15 protein-coding genes are annotated in these 14,422 nt (G+C 66.7%); 4 read left to right on the plus strand and 11 right to left on the minus strand.

Annotated elements, in window-relative coordinates:
- Positions 1-20: 20 nt before the first annotated feature.
- From AzCIB_RS01955 to AzCIB_RS01965, 3 genes are all read right to left on the minus strand, one after another.
- On the minus strand, positions 21-917 hold the full coding sequence (locus AzCIB_RS01955; protein ID WP_050418158.1) for a U32 family peptidase: 897 nt from the start codon (positions 915-917) through the stop codon (positions 21-23).
- Positions 918-925: 8 nt separating this feature from the next.
- Positions 926-1,939, minus strand: a complete 1,014-nt coding sequence (gene ubiU, locus AzCIB_RS01960; protein ID WP_170879141.1) for a ubiquinone anaerobic biosynthesis protein UbiU — start codon at positions 1,937-1,939, stop codon at positions 926-928.
- A gap of 139 nt (positions 1,940-2,078) precedes the next feature.
- Complete coding sequence (locus tag AzCIB_RS01965; RefSeq protein ID WP_050414352.1) at positions 2,079-2,900, minus strand: ABC transporter substrate-binding protein; 822 nt, start codon at positions 2,898-2,900, stop codon at positions 2,079-2,081.
- Between the two features lie 320 nt (positions 2,901-3,220).
- On the opposite strand from AzCIB_RS01965, the gene AzCIB_RS24030 reads away from it, so the two are divergent.
- The gene (locus AzCIB_RS24030) at positions 3,221-3,358 is read left to right on the plus strand and encodes a hypothetical protein (RefSeq protein ID WP_198149599.1); all 138 of its coding nucleotides are present in this window, start codon (positions 3,221-3,223) and stop codon (positions 3,356-3,358) included.
- Here the strand turns inward: AzCIB_RS24030 and AzCIB_RS24035 are convergent.
- Entirely contained in the window at positions 3,350-3,529 is a 180-nt protein-coding gene (locus AzCIB_RS24035; RefSeq protein WP_157058408.1) for an SIR2 family NAD-dependent protein deacylase, read from the minus strand. The genes AzCIB_RS24030 and AzCIB_RS24035 overlap by 9 nt on opposite strands.
- A gap of 97 nt (positions 3,530-3,626) precedes the next feature.
- On the opposite strand from AzCIB_RS24035, the gene AzCIB_RS23600 reads away from it, so the two are divergent.
- Together AzCIB_RS23600 and AzCIB_RS01975 are read left to right on the plus strand one after the other, a co-directional pair.
- Positions 3,627-4,460 carry a PDDEXK-like family protein gene (locus AzCIB_RS23600; protein WP_198149600.1) on the plus strand — a complete coding sequence of 278 codons (834 nt, stop codon included), beginning with the start codon at positions 3,627-3,629 and terminating at the stop codon, positions 4,458-4,460.
- A gap of 15 nt (positions 4,461-4,475) precedes the next feature.
- Positions 4,476-5,117 carry a hypothetical protein gene (locus AzCIB_RS01975; RefSeq protein ID WP_050414354.1) on the plus strand — a complete coding sequence of 214 codons (642 nt, stop codon included), beginning with the start codon at positions 4,476-4,478 and terminating at the stop codon, positions 5,115-5,117.
- 127 nt (positions 5,118-5,244) lie between these two features.
- Here the strand turns inward: AzCIB_RS01975 and AzCIB_RS01980 are convergent, their stop codons facing one another.
- Positions 5,245-5,901 carry a hypothetical protein gene (locus tag AzCIB_RS01980; protein WP_050414355.1) on the minus strand — a complete coding sequence of 219 codons (657 nt, stop codon included), beginning with the start codon at positions 5,899-5,901 and terminating at the stop codon, positions 5,245-5,247.
- 153 nt (positions 5,902-6,054) lie between these two features.
- Here AzCIB_RS01980 and AzCIB_RS01985 point away from each other — a divergent pair, with 153 nt between their 5' ends.
- Positions 6,055-7,158 (plus strand): substrate-binding domain-containing protein, encoded by a 1,104-nt coding sequence (locus AzCIB_RS01985; RefSeq protein ID WP_083446848.1) that lies wholly within the window; start codon positions 6,055-6,057, stop codon positions 7,156-7,158.
- A 12-nt stretch (positions 7,159-7,170) separates the two neighbouring features.
- On the opposite strand, the gene AzCIB_RS01990 is transcribed toward AzCIB_RS01985, so the two are convergent.
- The 6 genes from AzCIB_RS01990 to AzCIB_RS02015 all read right to left on the minus strand — a co-directional run bounded on the left by AzCIB_RS01990 (position 7,171) and on the right by AzCIB_RS02015 (position 14,308).
- Positions 7,171-7,515 carry a hypothetical protein gene (locus AzCIB_RS01990; RefSeq protein WP_050414356.1) on the minus strand — a complete coding sequence of 115 codons (345 nt, stop codon included), beginning with the start codon at positions 7,513-7,515 and terminating at the stop codon, positions 7,171-7,173.
- Between the two features lie 169 nt (positions 7,516-7,684).
- Positions 7,685-8,677, minus strand: a complete 993-nt coding sequence (locus AzCIB_RS01995) for an XdhC family protein (protein ID WP_050414357.1) — start codon at positions 8,675-8,677, stop codon at positions 7,685-7,687.
- Between the two features lies 1 nt (position 8,678).
- Positions 8,679-9,680 carry a 4-hydroxybenzoyl-CoA reductase subunit beta gene (gene hcrB / locus AzCIB_RS02000; protein ID WP_050414358.1) on the minus strand — a complete coding sequence of 334 codons (1,002 nt, stop codon included), beginning with the start codon at positions 9,678-9,680 and terminating at the stop codon, positions 8,679-8,681.
- Positions 9,680-12,070, minus strand: a complete 2,391-nt coding sequence (gene hcrA, locus AzCIB_RS02005; protein ID WP_198149601.1) for a 4-hydroxybenzoyl-CoA reductase subunit alpha — start codon at positions 12,068-12,070, stop codon at positions 9,680-9,682. The genes hcrB and hcrA overlap by 1 nt, the downstream gene beginning before the upstream one ends.
- Positions 12,067-12,552, minus strand: coding sequence for a 4-hydroxybenzoyl-CoA reductase subunit gamma (gene hcrC / locus AzCIB_RS02010; RefSeq protein ID WP_050414359.1), 486 nt, complete (start codon positions 12,550-12,552; stop codon positions 12,067-12,069). The genes hcrA and hcrC overlap by 4 nt, the downstream gene beginning before the upstream one ends.
- 286 nt (positions 12,553-12,838) lie before the next feature.
- On the minus strand, positions 12,839-14,308 hold the full coding sequence (locus AzCIB_RS02015; protein ID WP_050414360.1) for a high affinity choline transporter 1: 1,470 nt from the start codon (positions 14,306-14,308) through the stop codon (positions 12,839-12,841).
- Between the last annotated feature and the right edge of the window lie 114 nt (positions 14,309-14,422).

The raw sequence follows: 14,422 nt of genomic DNA on the forward strand, positions 1-14,422 counted from the left end.
TGTACTCCAGGAAGACGGATTCAGGCGGAGACGTACTGTTCGACGCCGGGGCGGCCGTGCCAGAAGCCGTTGCACGGTGCTTCGACCATCAGCGCCTTGCTCTGGCCGAAGGCGTCCTGCGGCGACAGCGTGCCGGCGATCGCGTCGCGGAAGAGTTCGAGCACGGGCACGGTGTCGTCGCCCTGCGGGCTGACGCGCAGCACCTGCGCCGTGTCGCGCAGCTGCGGCAGGTCGCCGAGCAGGTTGTGCACGCGGGCGGATTGCGTCTGCACGCCGTTGAGCGTCAGGAAGGGCTCGCCCTCGCGGGTGCGCAGCACCAGGCCGTCCTTCATGCCCAGGCAGCGGAACTCGCAGGTGTCCTTCTGCAGGTTGAAGTGGCGCGCGGTGAAGCAGCGCGCCGAGTGCGCGAGCGGCAGGCGGCCCCAGGCGAGCACTTCGGTCTCGATCGCGGGGGCGCCGGAGGCGAGGAGTTCGGCGAGCACCGCGCCCGACATCTCGGGCGGCACCATCCAGCGCGTCGCCCCCGCTTCGGCCAGCATCGACAGCGTCTGCGGGTTGAAGATGTTGAGCGTCGGCCCGGCGATCCAGTCGCGGCGTCCGGCTTTCGACAGCAATTGCACCGCGGACATGTCGTTGGCTTCGACGCGGAATTCGTCCTGCGCGACGATGCGGCGCAGGGCCTTGAGGTCGGATTCGGACTCGATCAGCGACTGCGAGGACAGCACAGCTTCCTTGCCGGCAGCCTTGAGCATCGCGGCGACTTCGAGCCAGTCGTCGGCGCGCAGTTCGTGGCGGCGCGAGCACACCGTTTCGCCGAGATATACGATATCGGCGGGGCTTTGCGCGATCTGCGCGTAGAAGTCGAGCGTTTCCTGGCGCGACCAGTAGTAGAGCAGGGGACCCAGTGCGATTTTCATGGTGGTGTTCACTTCCACGGCCGGTAGTACGCGCCGAGCGTATGGCTGCGGCCTTCGGAGACCTTGTCGAGTTCGGCGATCCACGCCGGCTGCACGGCGAAGCTGTCGGCGTCGCGCATCACGCGATCGATCGCCTCGCGCCACACGCGCGTGACCTGCGCGACGTAGGCGGGGCTGCGCTGGCGGCCTTCGATCTTGATCGCGCGCACGCCGGCACGGGCGAGGTCGGGCAGCAGTTCCAGCGTGTTGAGGCTGGTCGGCTCCTCGATCGCGTAGTAGGTCTCGCCGTTCACGTCGAAGCGGCCCTTGCACAGCGTCGGGTAGCCGGCGCGCTCGCCGTCGTCGAAGCGGTCGATGAGGATGCCGTTGAGGCGGGTTTCCATGCCCTTCGGCGTCTGTTCCCAGCGCACGTGCTTGCCCGGCGAGCAGGCGCCGTTGCAGTTGGGCGATTCGCCGGTCGCGTAGGCGGACAGCGCGCAGCGGCCTTCGACCATCACGCACAGGCCGCCGAAACCGAACACTTCGATCTCGACCTGGGTGTTGGCGATGACGTGCTGCACCTGCGGCAGCGACAGTACGCGCGGCAGCACGGCGCGCTGGATGCCGAAGCGCTCGGCGTAGAAGTTGATCGCCTCGTAGGTGGTCGCCGAGCCCTGCACGGACAGATGCAGGCGCAGCTGCGGATGCTTCTTCTGCGCGTAGGCCATCAGGCCGGGGTCGGCGACGATGATCGCGTCGATGCCGAGATCGGCGGCGCGGTCTACCGCGGCGGTCCAGCCGGACCAGTTGCCGGCCTGCGGGTAGGTGTTGAGGGCAACCAGCACCTTGCGCTTGCGGTCGTGGGCGTAGCGCACGCCTTCGGTCATCGCCTTGGCGTCGAAGTTCAGGCCGGTGAAGTTGCGGGCGTTGGTCGCGTCCTTGAAGCCGAGGTAGACGCAGTCGGCTCCATGGTCGACGGCCGTCTTTAGCGCCGGCAGGCTACCTGCCGGGCAGACGAGTTCGATTTTCGTATTGGAGGTCATGGCGGGGGTTGGGGAAAAAAGCTCCGCAACCATAGTGCCGCGGCGTCCGGCCCGCGTTGACGCGAATCAAGGGGCGTGCCCGTCGGCGGCACAAATCGCCGCGGGCACGGCCGGTGCGCGTGCCCGCGGCGTGTCGCCGTCACTGCGCGGCGTTGGGGAAGAAGAGCTGCTCGCCGCCGATCGTGTACTCGGCAATGGCCTTCTGTCCGGTGGGCGAGACGATCCAGTCGATGAACTGCTGACCGAGCTCGCGCTTCACGTGCGTGTGCTTCGCGGGATTCACGAGGATCACGCCGTACTGGTTGAACAGGCGCTTGTCGCCTTCGACGGCGATCACGAGGTCCTGGCGGTTCTTGAACGACAGCCAGGTGCCGCGGTCGGCGAGGATGTAGGCGCCGAGCGAGGCGGCCATGTTGAGCGCGGGGCCCATGCCGGAACCGGAGTCGCGGTACCACGGGCCCTTCGCCTGTTCGAGGTCGATGGCGGCGAGCTTCCACAGCCGCAGCTCGGCCGCGTGGGTGCCGCTCTTGTCGCCGCGCGACACGAAGGGCGCCTTCGCGGCCGCGACCTTCTTCAGCGCCTCGACGATGTCGCGCCCGCCGGTGACCGTGGCCGGATCCGCCTTCGCGCCGACGAGGATGAAGTCGTTGTACATCACGTCCTTGCGCTCGACGCCGAAGCCGTCGGCGACGAATTTCTCCTCGGCGGCGCGGTCGTGCACGAACACCACGTCGGCGTCGCCGCGGCGCGCCGTGTCCAGCGCCTGCCCGGTGCCGAGCGCGACGACGCGCACCTTGACGCCGGATTGCTGCTCGAAGCGCGGCAGGATGTGGCCGAAGAGGCCGGACTGTTCGGTCGAGGTCGTCGAGGCGACGGTGATGAACTTGTCTTCGGCATGGGCGCCGGCGATGCCGAGCAGGCAGGCGCAGGCGAGCAGCAGGGGGCGGAACAGACTTGCCATGAAGGGTCTCCGTGGTTCTTTATCGATCGCGCCTCGCGCGCGGGTGCAGGAATCCTTGTATCAAAACGTGCGCGGGCGGGTGCGGATGGCGTGGTGTGTGATTCGGCGACTTATGCATGGTCGTGCATAGGTGGGTTCGTCGCCACGTCGGGTGCGGCAGCGGTCGCGGATCGGGGAATCGTGTGATCCGTCTGGCGCGGCATAGGCCGGTCCGGCAGAAATGCATGTTGCTTTTTGTGCAGGCGCTGTCGGCGCGCACGGGCACGCGCAGCGCCGCAGCCAGGGGGGCGGGGATTTTCGGTTAAGCTCGATGCATGGGCGTGACACTTGATTACCGTTTCGTCGCCGGCTGCGAGGATGCGCAGCCGGGCGGCCCCCTGCAGCTGAGCAATCCGCTGACGGCGATGCTCGACGCGATCCGTGTGCAGGGCTCGATCGCCCGGCATGCGTCACCGTAATCGATCCGCCAACAGTCGAATCCCTTCCAATGCGCCGAGCCGTAAACTGATGGCGCTTGGCTTTCCAATCTGAGGTTCGGTGGGGTTGATGCGAATCAGCGTGCCATTGGCGCGTTCGCCAAAGCCGCGTACCGTCGGAATCGCTGTGCCCGCGCCGAGTTCGATGATCACCGAACTTTCAACCGGACCCAGCCATTGCTCCAGTGATTCATGAGTTTGAGATATGCTCTTGGAGCAAAATTTGTTCACGCATATAGACAATTCGAGGATGGCTGCAAATATGCAATATGCAAATACGGCGGCTCTGGGCGGATTCTTTAGACGCTGGCGAAGTTGCTATCCACATCCTCTGCCTGTTGTGGAAGGCTCGACCTTTTTCAACGAACGAATCTCGTGCTTTCTCGCCGCGTTGCGTGGCCATTTGGGTGTGAGCGTAGGTGGCAGGACAGCGGCTGAGATCACGTCTGGTCCCGATTCGAACAGACTGAGTGCATGGTTCGATTCGTTGCGCGAACCCATGTCACGGGTCCGGGCCAGTGGGGTCTTCTGCAATCCGTGGAAACAAGCGAGACTCGGGCGCGATGAGGTGCGCAATGCCGCTGTCCTCGCCTGGCTTCTCGATCCGGTTGGCGATCACGGGTTGGGTGCGGTGTTTCTTCGCGGGCTTCTTGACGAGGTACACCGTTGCCAGTCGGACCTGCGACCATCTTTTGCCGCCGATCGCGTAGTCGTCCAACGCGAAAGCTATCCGGAGAACGATCAAAGTAATCGCGTCGACATCGAGATCGATTCCTCGCAGTTCTACCTTCTGATTGAAGTGAAGATTGATGCTCCAGAGGGGGCCGGGCAGTTGGAGAGCTATGGTGAAATCGCCGAAAGGCAGGCCGGAAAGCGGCCATGGGCGATTGTGTTCCTGACCAGGAACGGGGGGAAGTCGGTTACCGCCGCCAAGTATGAATCACGAATTGTGTCATTGTCATGGCGAAAACTTGCTGCGAAGCTCCGGCGCGCACTGAATCGAGGCATGGAACATAGCGGTGCTGATGACGGTTTTGCCAGGCGGCTAGCGGAAATGTACGTGCGCCATGTATGTGACTTATAAACAAGGAGTCAATGAATGAGCAAGAACAGGGATGCAGGGCGGTTGATTCTGGAAGAACTCCCGATGTTCAACGAAGCTGCGCGCCTCTTCGAGAACGAGATTCAGCCTGATATACAGGACGCTTTCAACGACACCGTGAAGGAATGGGCGATACAGCACAATTGGTCTTCAAATGTTGAGTGGGACTGGACTCCTGACAGCAAGACGTCGCTGTGGCTCGCTCCGCCGGGGTGGAGTTTCAAGGATCAAGACGGAGATGACGACGCGAACCCGTGCTTTTGGTTCGGGTGGTCCAATAGGATTGGATCCGAGAATTATCACCTTGTTGACCTTTGCGGCTTGAGCACGGATGGCATGGCCTTCTGGTTCTGGCTGGATCCAAAGGCCTTCAGCGGTGTACGTGCACTGAAGTCAGCAGTGAAGCCCCTCGTTGCCGAATATGAGAAGCGGCTTGCGCAGCTCGGATTTGTTGTCGACGATGTAAATTTCTATCTCCCCGTCCGTCTGGACCCTGCAAAGTTAGCCGATGCGTGGGGCGACGACGCATACGATGAGCTCTTTGCACCGCTGAAAGACGCTCTCGACAAGTTGAAAGAGGCGCAGCCGATGTTCAATGAGCTTGTCGCTAAGATTCCGGGTAGAAAAACCATGGCCTGACGAATGCGCTACATCCAATAGCACCCGCGGGGCGTCGGAGATTGTCGATTCTCCGGCGCCCTCAGCTCCGAGTCGTCTCGTCCATGATCGAGTGCATTGTCTCGTATTCCGTAGTGCTCCTCGCCCGTTACACCCGAATCGAATAGGCTTCGACCAGCCGAAAAAAGGCCTTTGCGTGCCCCTTGTCATCGCCTCCGTGCCAGCGGAAGGAAAGCGACTCGGTTTCGATTGCTTCATCGATGAGAATCATCGGCATGCAGCTGTATCGTATTGCTTGAGAGAGAGTTTTTTCGAGCGCCAGCGCAATGTGCTGCCAGCGTTCGGTACGAATTGGCGGCAATCGAAGCAGCCGTGAAAAATCGGCGTCGCCACCGAACCGGGGCGGAGCTTCAGTGGGTTCCTGATCCGGTGCGGTCTCCGCGTGCAGGGAGCAGAGCGCCTTCATCCGTTCTTTACTTGGCGTAACTCCCGGTAGGCCGCATTCTTCGCAGACGGATTGAGACAGTGAACCAGCCATCCCGATCAGGCCACGAATGTAGTCGTCGCCGCCGTGGATGTGGACGCGTAGGCTGCCGAATTTCTCTTTGACCTGAACAGCTACGGCATCGAGACCGGTTTCGCGAGCGTGCCGCTCGATCTCCGCACACAACACGTCGAGCAGATCAAACCAGCCGTCGCCGCAGGTGAAGCCCCAGCACATCGCGGTCGTCTGCGCGGTTCCGTGACGGTCGCGGAAAATGCCGGGGTAACGGCTGCACAGTAGGTCATCGAGTTCCTGCCTCATTGCCCTCGTCTCCACATAAGGCATTGCCGGAAACCGGGACGCCTGACTGCAATGATCGCTCAAGGAGCCGTTGACCGGCAAAGCTACAGGAGGCAACGTCCTAAGTTAGAACCGCATGGAAAGGGTGGCATTTTTTTCGGGTAAGCTGTCCCGATGGGCGTGACACTCGATTACCGTTTCGTCGCCGGCTGCGAGGATGCGCAGCCGGGCGGCCCCCTGCAGCTGAGCAATCCGCTGACGGCGATGCTCGACGCGATCCGTGTGCAGGGCTCGATCGCGAAGGCGGCGGAGCAACTCGGGGTGTCCTATCGCCATCTGTGGGGCGTGCTGCGGCGGCACGAGGCGGCGTTCGGCCAGGCGCTGATCGCCGGCGGGCAGGGGCGCGCGGCGCGGCTGTCGGCCTTCGGCGAGCGCCTGTTGTGGGCCGAGAAGCGGGCGCTGGCGCGGCTGCTGCCGCAGGCGGAAACCCTCGCGGGTCTGCTCGACCGCGAGCTGCTGCTGGCGGTGGATCCCGGACTCGACGTGCTGCCGACCGCCGCGAGCCACGATCTGCTGTTCGGCGGGCTGCGCGACGCGATGTTGCGCGATGCGCGGGTGCTGCTGGACGTGGAGTACGTCGGCAGCACGCAGGCGCTGCAGCGGCTCAACGCGGGCGGATGCACGCTCGCCGGCATCCACCTGCCGCTCGACGACGACAAGCTGTGCCGGCGCGGATCGCTGATCCACGCTGCGATCGGACGCGAGCTGCGCCTGGGCGTGCACAAGCTGATCCGCTTCGCGCGGCGCGAGCAGGGCCTGATCGTCGCGCCCGGCAACCCGCATGGGCTGGCGGCGCTGGCGGATCTGGCGCGGACGGACATCGTGTTCGTGAATCGGCTGAAGGGTTCCGGCACGCGCCTCGTGTTCGACGAGCTGCTGGCGCGGGCGCGCATGGCGCCGGGCGCGATCGCGGTGTATGCGACCGAGGAGCACACGCACCTGTCGGTCGCGGCGCACGTCGCGGCGGGGAGTGCCGACTGCGGCTTCGGGCTGCGCGCGGCGGCGCAGCGTTTCGGCCTCGACTTCGTGCCGCTGGTGCACGAACAGTATTTCCTCGTGTGCCTCAAGGATGGGTTGGAACTGCCGGGTATGCGCGCGGTGCTTGCGGCCCTGCGCGGCGAGGGGTTTCGTCGCCTCGCGGAGGCGCAGCCAGGCTATGACGCGAGCGGCGCGGGCGAGATCGTGTCGTTGCGGCGCACGCTGCCCTGGTACAAGTAGGGGCCGGAGCGGCTAGTACAGTTCGGGGAAGCGTTCCAGCCACAGCCAGTCGACGGCGAGCACGAGGGCGACGAGGAGCGTCCAGGTGGCGAAGATGAAACAGCCGGCAGCGGGGATGGCCAGGCCGACCTGCTCCAGTGCGCTGCCGGCGGCCATCGCGAACACCGTCAGGAAGGTCCATTTGGCGATGAAGCCGGGAAGGTAGCGGCGCATCGCGCGGTTGTGGCGGTAGGCCTGCTGGCGTTCCATGCGGCCCCCGCGGGTGACGTCGCGGAAGTACTGGAAGGGCCAGAGGTAGCGGTAAAGCAGGTATGGGAAGGATGGCGCCGCGTCGTGCCCGTCGATCTCCGTGCCCATGTTCCCCTCCCCCGGTCGCGCTGCCGTCGGCGAATGCCTACTTTGATCCCATCTGCGGCAAACGTCACCGTCCTGCGGAGGAAATTTACGCTTTTTGGGCAATGCCGCACGTCGGGCGCAAGGTGGAACCCGCAACGCATGGCGCGTCACGGGGGCTGCGAACGCCCGTTCAGAGCGTCGGGCAGGCGTCGCCGACCGTTGCGGGGCGCGTTTCGGCAGCGATCAGCGTGACGCCGTTGCGGCGTGCGGTGACGTCGGCGAGGATCGCGAGCGCGATTTCGGGCGGGGTGCGGCTCCCCAGCGGCAAACCGACGGGGCCGTGCAGGCGGTCGACGTCGGCGTCGCTGAGGTCGAAGAGCTTGAGGCGTCCGCGCCGCCGCTCGCTGTTCGCGCGCGAGCCGATCGCGCCGACGTAGAAGGCGTTGGTCCTGAGCGCGTCGATCAGCGCGAGGTCGTCGAGCTTGGGGTCGTGGGTGCCGCCGATGATCACGGTGCGGCGGTCGGGGCGCAGCGCCGTCACGGCGTCATCGGGCATCTCGGTCGTCAGCGCCGCGCCGGGCACGGACCAGCTGTCCCGATACTCCTCGCGCGGTTCGCAGATCGTGACCTGGTAATCGAGCGCCAGCGCGAATTCGGCGAGGTAGCGCGAGAGCTGGCCGGCGCCGATGATCAGCATGCGCCAGCGCGGGCCGAAGGCGGACACCAGCGTGCGGCCGTCGAACACGACAGCGCTGTCGGGGACGTCGCCGAGGAGATCGACCGCGCCGCTCGCCAGATCCAGCCGGCGCGCGACCATCTCGCCGCGCTCGATCGCGGCGAGCGTGTCGGCGAGGCGATTGCCGCGGGCGACCGGTTCCAGCACCAGTTCCAGTTTGCCGCCGCAGGGCAGGCCGAAGCGGCGCGTCTGGTCGGCGGTGATGCCGTAGGTGACGTGCTCGGGTTGCGTCGGGCGCTCGCTGCGCAGGCGGTCGAGGAGGTCGTCCTCGATGCAGCCGCCGGACACCGAGCCGACGAGCCGCCCGTCGCCGGCGATCGCGAGCAGCGCGCCTTCGGGCCGCGGCGACGAGCCCCAGGTGCGCACGACGGTTGCGAGCGTGACCGGCACGCCAGCAGCGTTCCACGCGACCGCCTGGCGCAGCACTTCGAGATTGACGCTGTCCATGTCAGGCTCCTTGCCGGGCTTCGTTCCACAGGCGGCGCACGAGCCGCTTCGCCAGTGCCGGTGTTGCGCGGCGGCGGTAGGGCACGCTCACCAGCGTCGTCTCCATCGGCTGGATGCCGCGCTTGAGGTGACGTTCCAGCGTAGCCAGCGCCGCGTCGTCGAGCGGCTTGCCGACCAGCTCGTCGAGTCCGGCGATGAACTCGGGGCGCGAGGACACGCCGGTGCAGGCGACGCGCAACTCGCCGATCAGCTCGCCGTCGCGGCGCAGCGCCACGGCGACACCGGCGAGCGGGAAGTCGATCGCGCCGCGCACGCGGATCTTTTCGTAGGCGCTCGCGCGCGCCGGGACAAGCGGCACGGTGACGGCGACGAGCAGCTCGTCGGGGCCCAGCGCGAGCCAGCGCATGCCGTCATCGACGTAGAAGTCCGCGAGCGGCAGGCGGCGCAGCCCCTGCGGGCCGAGGAGCTCGACTTCGGCGCCGAGCGCGAGCAGCGCGGGTGCGACGTCGCCGCTGAAGGCCGCGTAGCAGCGGCTCGACTTCGGCGCGACGCGGCAGACGTCGCCGGAACGCTTCATGCAAAAGTCGTTGCCGCGACGCCAGTCCTCGCTCTGGTTGTAGTACTGGCAGCGGGTGTCGAGACACAGGTTGCCGCCCAGCGTCGCCGCCCGGCGGTGGGTCGGCCCGGCGACGGCGAGGGCGGCCTGGGCGAGTGCGGGCAGGCGGGCAACGACGGTCGGGTCGGCGGCGAGCGTCGCGAGCGTCACCCCGGCGCCGATGCGCAGGGTGTCGCTGTCATGGCGCAACTCGCGGCGCATTTCTGCAAGTTCGCCGACGCTGCCGAGGTCGATCAGGACCTCGGCGCCGACCAGCCCGCGGCGCATGTTCGGCAGCAGGTCGGTGCCGCCGGCGATGAAGCGGCTCGCCGGGAATTCGCCGCGCAGGCGCACCGCGTCGGCGGCGCTCGCCGGACGCATCAGACGGAATTCGGACAGTGCGCCCATCATGCCTCTCCTTTGACGGTCGCCGGCGTGGCGGCGCCGGGACGGGGTTTGCGGTTGAGCGCGTCGAAGACGCGATCCGGGGTGAAGGGGAGCTGGCGGATGCGGGTGCCGGTCGCGTCCTCGATCGCGGCGGCGATCGCGGGCATGACCCCGGCGAGCGGGCCTTCGCTCGCTTCCTTGGCGCCGAAGGGGCCGTTGGGGTCCATGCTCTCGACGATATGCACGTCGATGTCGGGCGACTCGGCCATCGTCGGCACGCGGTAGTCGAGCAGGCTGACCGCCTTGTGGCGGCCGTTCTCGTACACCGTCTCCTCGGACAGCGCCTGGCCCATGCCCATCCACACCGCACCCTGCACCTGGCCTTCGACCGACATCGGGTTGATGGCGAAGCCGCAGTCGATGGCTGCCCACACTTTCTCGACGGTGACGGTGCCGAGCTCGGTATCGACCGCGACCTGGACCGCCTGCGCGGCGTAGGAGAAGCCCATCGTCGAGCCGACCGCACCGCCGCGCTGCTTGCCACCCTGGAACTCGATCGGGCAGGTGAAGGTGCCCTTGACGGTGAGCATGCCGGTGTCGACCAGCGCTTCCTCGACGATCTCGTGGAAGCCGATCTGCCGTGCCGGATCGCCGACGACCGCAGCCGCCTCGCCGAGCCAGTCGACCTCGTCCTCGGTGACTTGCAGGCGCTTCGCCGCCGCGGTGACGAGAACGCACCTAAGATTGCGCGCGGCGTCGGCCGCGGCGTTGCCGACCATGAAGGTCACGCGCGAGGAATACGAGCCGTTGTCCTTGGGCGTGAGCGCCGAGTCGGTGGCGATGAGGCGCAGGCGGCGCTGATCGACGCCCAGCACTTCGGCGACGACCTGGCTGATGATCGTCGACGAGCCCTGGCCGATGTCGGAGGCGCCGGTCAGGATCGTGATCGCGGCGTCGAAATCGACGCGCAGCGCGATCGTCGCGTGCGGCTGACCGGTGAAATGCACGGGCTTGGCGGAGCCGCTGACGAAGTGCGAGCAGGCGATGCCGATGCCGCGGCGGATCGGGCCGTCGTCGCGGGGGCGCGCGTTGCGCTCGTGCCAGCCCGACGCCTGCTCGACCCAGTCGAGGCATTCGGGCAGGCCGTAGCTCATCACCTTCAGGCCGTTGATGGTCTCGGTCGGCGCGACGAGCAGGTTCTTGCGGCGCACCGCGAAGGCGTCGAGGCCCAGCTCCGCGGCCATCGTGTCGAGCAGCGATTCGAAGGCGAAACGCACGTTGACCGTGCCGTGGCCGCGCATCGCGCCGCAGGGCGGGGTGTTCGTATACACGCGGTAGCCGTCGTACTTCACCGCGGGCAGGTCGTACAGGCCGTTGAGCAGCGCGCCCGAATACAGGATCGTCACGAGGCCGTAGCCGCCGTAGGCGCCGCCGCGCTGCATGACTTCGGCCGCGCAGGCGGTCATGCGGCCGTCGCGGGTGAGGCCGAGTTTCATGCGGATGTGGGTCTGCGGCCGGCCGCGGTGGGTCAGGAAGGCCTCCTCGCGGCTCTGCAGCAGGCGCACGGTGCCGCGTGCGGCGCGGGCGAGCAGCGCACAGATGATCTCGAAATTGAGCGTCTCGACGCGGTGGCCGAAGCCGCCGCCGACGAAGGGCTTGATCACGCGGATGTAGGCCGCGTCGAGGTTCATGCAGCGGGACAGCGATTCATGCACGTAGTAGGGCACCTGGGTCACCGACCACAGGGTCAGGTGGCCGCGTTCGGTGTCCCACGCGGCAAGCGAGGCGTTGGGCTCCATCATCGCGTGATGGACCTCGGCGCACTCGAAGACCTCCTCGCGGATCAGGTCGGCGGCGGCGAAGCCGGCGGCGGTGTCGCCGAACTCGTTATGCACCTCGCGTTCGATGTTGCCCTTCTTGTTGTCGTGCAACAGCACCGCATCGGGCTTGCGCGCGTTGGCGGCTTCGAAATACGCCGGCAATTCGCGCACGTCGAAACGGATCAGCGCGAGCGCCGCGTCGGCGGTCGCCTCGTCGACCGCGGCGACGGCGGCAATGGGCTCGCCGATGTAGCGGATGCGGCCGCGTGCGAGGGGAAATTCGTTCTGCGCGATGGGGATCACGCCGTAGGGCGTGTCGCATTCCTCGCCGGTGATCACCGCGCGCACGCCGGGCAGTTTGAGCGCCGCGGCGATATCGACGGCGAGGATCTCGGCATGCGCCCAGGGGCTGCGCAGGATGCGGCCGACGAGCGCCCCCTGGGCGGGCAGGTCGGCGGTGTAGCGGGCGCTGCCGGTGACCTTGTCGACGCCGTCGATCAGCGGCATGCGGGCGCCGACGCCTTGCGCCCTGTCGGGGGCCTGCCCGGTGTGCGGCAGGGCGCGCGGCAGGGTACGTTCGGGCGCGTTCATGCCGCCACCCCCGCGGCATCTTCGCAGCGCGCAGCGGCTTCGACGGAATCGAGGATCTTCACGTAGCCGGTGCAGCGGCACAGGTTGCCGGCGAGCGCCGCGCGGATCTCGTCGCGCGAAGGCTGCGGATTGCGCCGCAGCAGCGCCTCGGCCGCCATGATCATGCCCGGCGTGCAGAAACCGCACTGGGCGCCGAGGTGTTCGTGGAAGGCGCGCTGCAGCCGCGACAGGTTGCCCTCGGTGCTCAGCCCCTCGATCGTCTCGATGTGGTGCCCGGCGACGCTGTGCGCCAGCGTGCTGCACGCGAGCCGCGGCTCGCCGTCGACCAGCACCGTGCACGCGCCGCATTCGCCGCCGTCGCATCCCTGCTTGGTGCCGGTCAGGCCCAGGGCGTCGCGCAGGTAGTCGATCAGCAGCGCATTCTCGGCGACCGCGTCCTCGCGCAGCCGGCCATTCACCGTCAGTGTCAGCAGTTTCTTCATGTCGCCTCCTTCGCCTCAGCCGACCTTTACCGGCCGGCATGCATTGTTTGACGTAAAACAATTTAACGTGAAGCGATGCTAGCACCGCCCGGCGCGGAGGGAAATATGAATGCAACTGCATACGCCGCGCGCTTGGTGCGCGGTGCAAGGCATTGAAACAATTGTGTTTCGATGGGAGAAAGGCGGCCGCTGCGAGGCGTGCCGAGCACGTTGGCGCGCGAATTTGTGCACGGCCCGCGTGCCGTGCGTGTCGCCGGGGGCTGACGCCCCCGGCGATACAGGATTTTCAGCGTCCGGAGTGAGGGTGCTGGTGCGCGATGTGCAGGTGTTCGGCGACGTGGCCGTGGGTCGGCTTCACCAGGGTCTGCGGCAGCAGCGAGCCGGCGAGCATCGCGACGATGCCGGCCAGCATGCCGGCAAAGTGCGGCGGCACGTCGGCTTCCGGCGCGACGATCTCGAGCAGCACCCAGGTGACGAGGCCGATGAAGATCGACGCCAGCGCGCCCTGCGTGGTCGCGCGTTTCCAGTACAGGCCGAAGGCGAGCGGCACGAAGGCCGTCGCCAGCGTGACCTTGTAGGCGTTCTCGACCATGCCGTGGATGCTCTCGCTAGTATGCGTCGCGTACCAGGTGATCAGCAGCGCGAACACGACGACGACACCGCGGGTGAGCCACAGGAACTTGTGGTCGCTCATCCTCGGGAAGGTGCCGCGCAGGATGTTTTCGGAGAAGGTCACCGACGGGGCGAGCAAAGTGCCCGAGGCCGTACTCATGATCGCGGACAGCAGCGCACCGAAGAACATCACCTGCGCGAAGATCGGCGTGTGCTGCAGGATCAGCTGCGGCAGGACCTGCTGGCTGTCGCTCTCCTGGTACTGCGCGACCAGTGCGGGGTCGATCAGCGTGGCCGAGTAGGCGATGAAGAGCGGCACGAAGGCGAACACGAAGTAGCCCGAGCCGCCGAGCAGCGTGCCGCGCACGGCGGTCTTTTCGTCGCGCGCCGAGTTCAGGCGCTGGAACACGTCCTGCTGCGGGATCGAGCCGAAACCCATGGTCAGGATGCCGGCGAGGAAGGCGATCATGTCCTTCGCGTCGAAGGCCGGCAGGAAGTTGAGCTTGCCCGCCTCGTTCGCATGGGCGACGACGGTGCCGACGCCGCCCGCCATGTCGCCGACCAGCCACGCGATGTAGAACAGGCCGACGATGATGATGGTCATCTGCATGAAGTCGGTCAGCGCCACCGACCACATGCCGCCGAACAGCGTATACACCAGCACGATGCCGGCACCGATCAGCATTCCCGCCTCATTGGGGATCGAACCGTCGGACAGGATGTTGAACACCAGGCCCAGCGCGGTGATCTGCGCGGCGACCCAGCCGAGGTAGGAGATCACGATCGCGCTCGAGCACAGCACTTCGACCGTGCGGCCGTAGCGCAAGCGGTAGTAGTCGCCCAGCGTGAGCAGGTTCAGGCGGTAGAGCGGGCGCGCGAAGAACAGACCGACGAGGATCAGGCACAGCGATGCGCCGAAGGGGTCGGACCACAGGCCGCGCAGGCCTTCGTCGAGGAAGGTCGCCGAGATGCCGAGCACGGTCTCGGAGCCGAACCAGGTCGCGAACACCGTCGCGGTGACGATGTACAGCGGCAGGTGGCGGCCGGCCGCGACGTAGTCCGAGGTGTTCTTGACGCGGGTGGCGGCGTACAGGCCGACGCCGATCGAGAGCAGGAGATAAGCGATGACGAAGCCGACCAGCATGCTTGGGCCTTTGCGCGGAGATGGGTGGAGGTTGAACAAAAACGGCGGGCGCAAAGTTTAGCAACGAATGCGGCCGCGCGGGAACCGGAATCCCTTGCGCGGCGTGGCATTGGC

The sequence above is a fragment of the Azoarcus sp. CIB genome (assembly GCF_001190925.1).
Classification (GTDB): domain Bacteria; phylum Pseudomonadota; class Gammaproteobacteria; order Burkholderiales; family Rhodocyclaceae; genus Aromatoleum.

Excerpts from the sequence above, each read along its gene's own strand:
- AzCIB_RS02015 (WP_050414360.1), bottom strand. The coding sequence starts at position 14,308 with ATGCTGGTCGGCTTCGTCATCGCTTATCTCCTGCTCTCGATCGGCGTC.
- AzCIB_RS01965 (WP_050414352.1), bottom strand. The coding sequence starts at position 2,900 with ATGGCAAGTCTGTTCCGCCCCCTGCTGCTCGCCTGCGCCTGCCTGCTC.
- AzCIB_RS23600 (WP_198149600.1), top strand. The coding sequence starts at position 3,627 with ATGGCTGCAAATATGCAATATGCAAATACGGCGGCTCTGGGCGGATTC.
- AzCIB_RS01985 (WP_083446848.1), top strand. The coding sequence starts at position 6,055 with ATGGGCGTGACACTCGATTACCGTTTCGTCGCCGGCTGCGAGGATGCG.
- hcrA (WP_198149601.1), bottom strand. The coding sequence starts at position 12,070 with ATGAACGCGCCCGAACGTACCCTGCCGCGCGCCCTGCCGCACACCGGG.
- AzCIB_RS01980 (WP_050414355.1), bottom strand. The coding sequence starts at position 5,901 with ATGAGGCAGGAACTCGATGACCTACTGTGCAGCCGTTACCCCGGCATT.
- AzCIB_RS01955 (WP_050418158.1), bottom strand. The coding sequence starts at position 917 with ATGAAAATCGCACTGGGTCCCCTGCTCTACTACTGGTCGCGCCAGGAA.
- AzCIB_RS01990 (WP_050414356.1), bottom strand. The coding sequence starts at position 7,515 with ATGGGCACGGAGATCGACGGGCACGACGCGGCGCCATCCTTCCCATAC.
- AzCIB_RS01995 (WP_050414357.1), bottom strand. The coding sequence starts at position 8,677 with ATGGACAGCGTCAATCTCGAAGTGCTGCGCCAGGCGGTCGCGTGGAAC.
- hcrB (WP_050414358.1), bottom strand. The coding sequence starts at position 9,680 with ATGGGCGCACTGTCCGAATTCCGTCTGATGCGTCCGGCGAGCGCCGCC.
- ubiU (WP_170879141.1), bottom strand. The coding sequence starts at position 1,939 with ATGACCTCCAATACGAAAATCGAACTCGTCTGCCCGGCAGGTAGCCTG.
- hcrC (WP_050414359.1), bottom strand. The coding sequence starts at position 12,552 with ATGAAGAAACTGCTGACACTGACGGTGAATGGCCGGCTGCGCGAGGAC.
- AzCIB_RS01975 (WP_050414354.1), top strand. The coding sequence starts at position 4,476 with ATGAGCAAGAACAGGGATGCAGGGCGGTTGATTCTGGAAGAACTCCCG.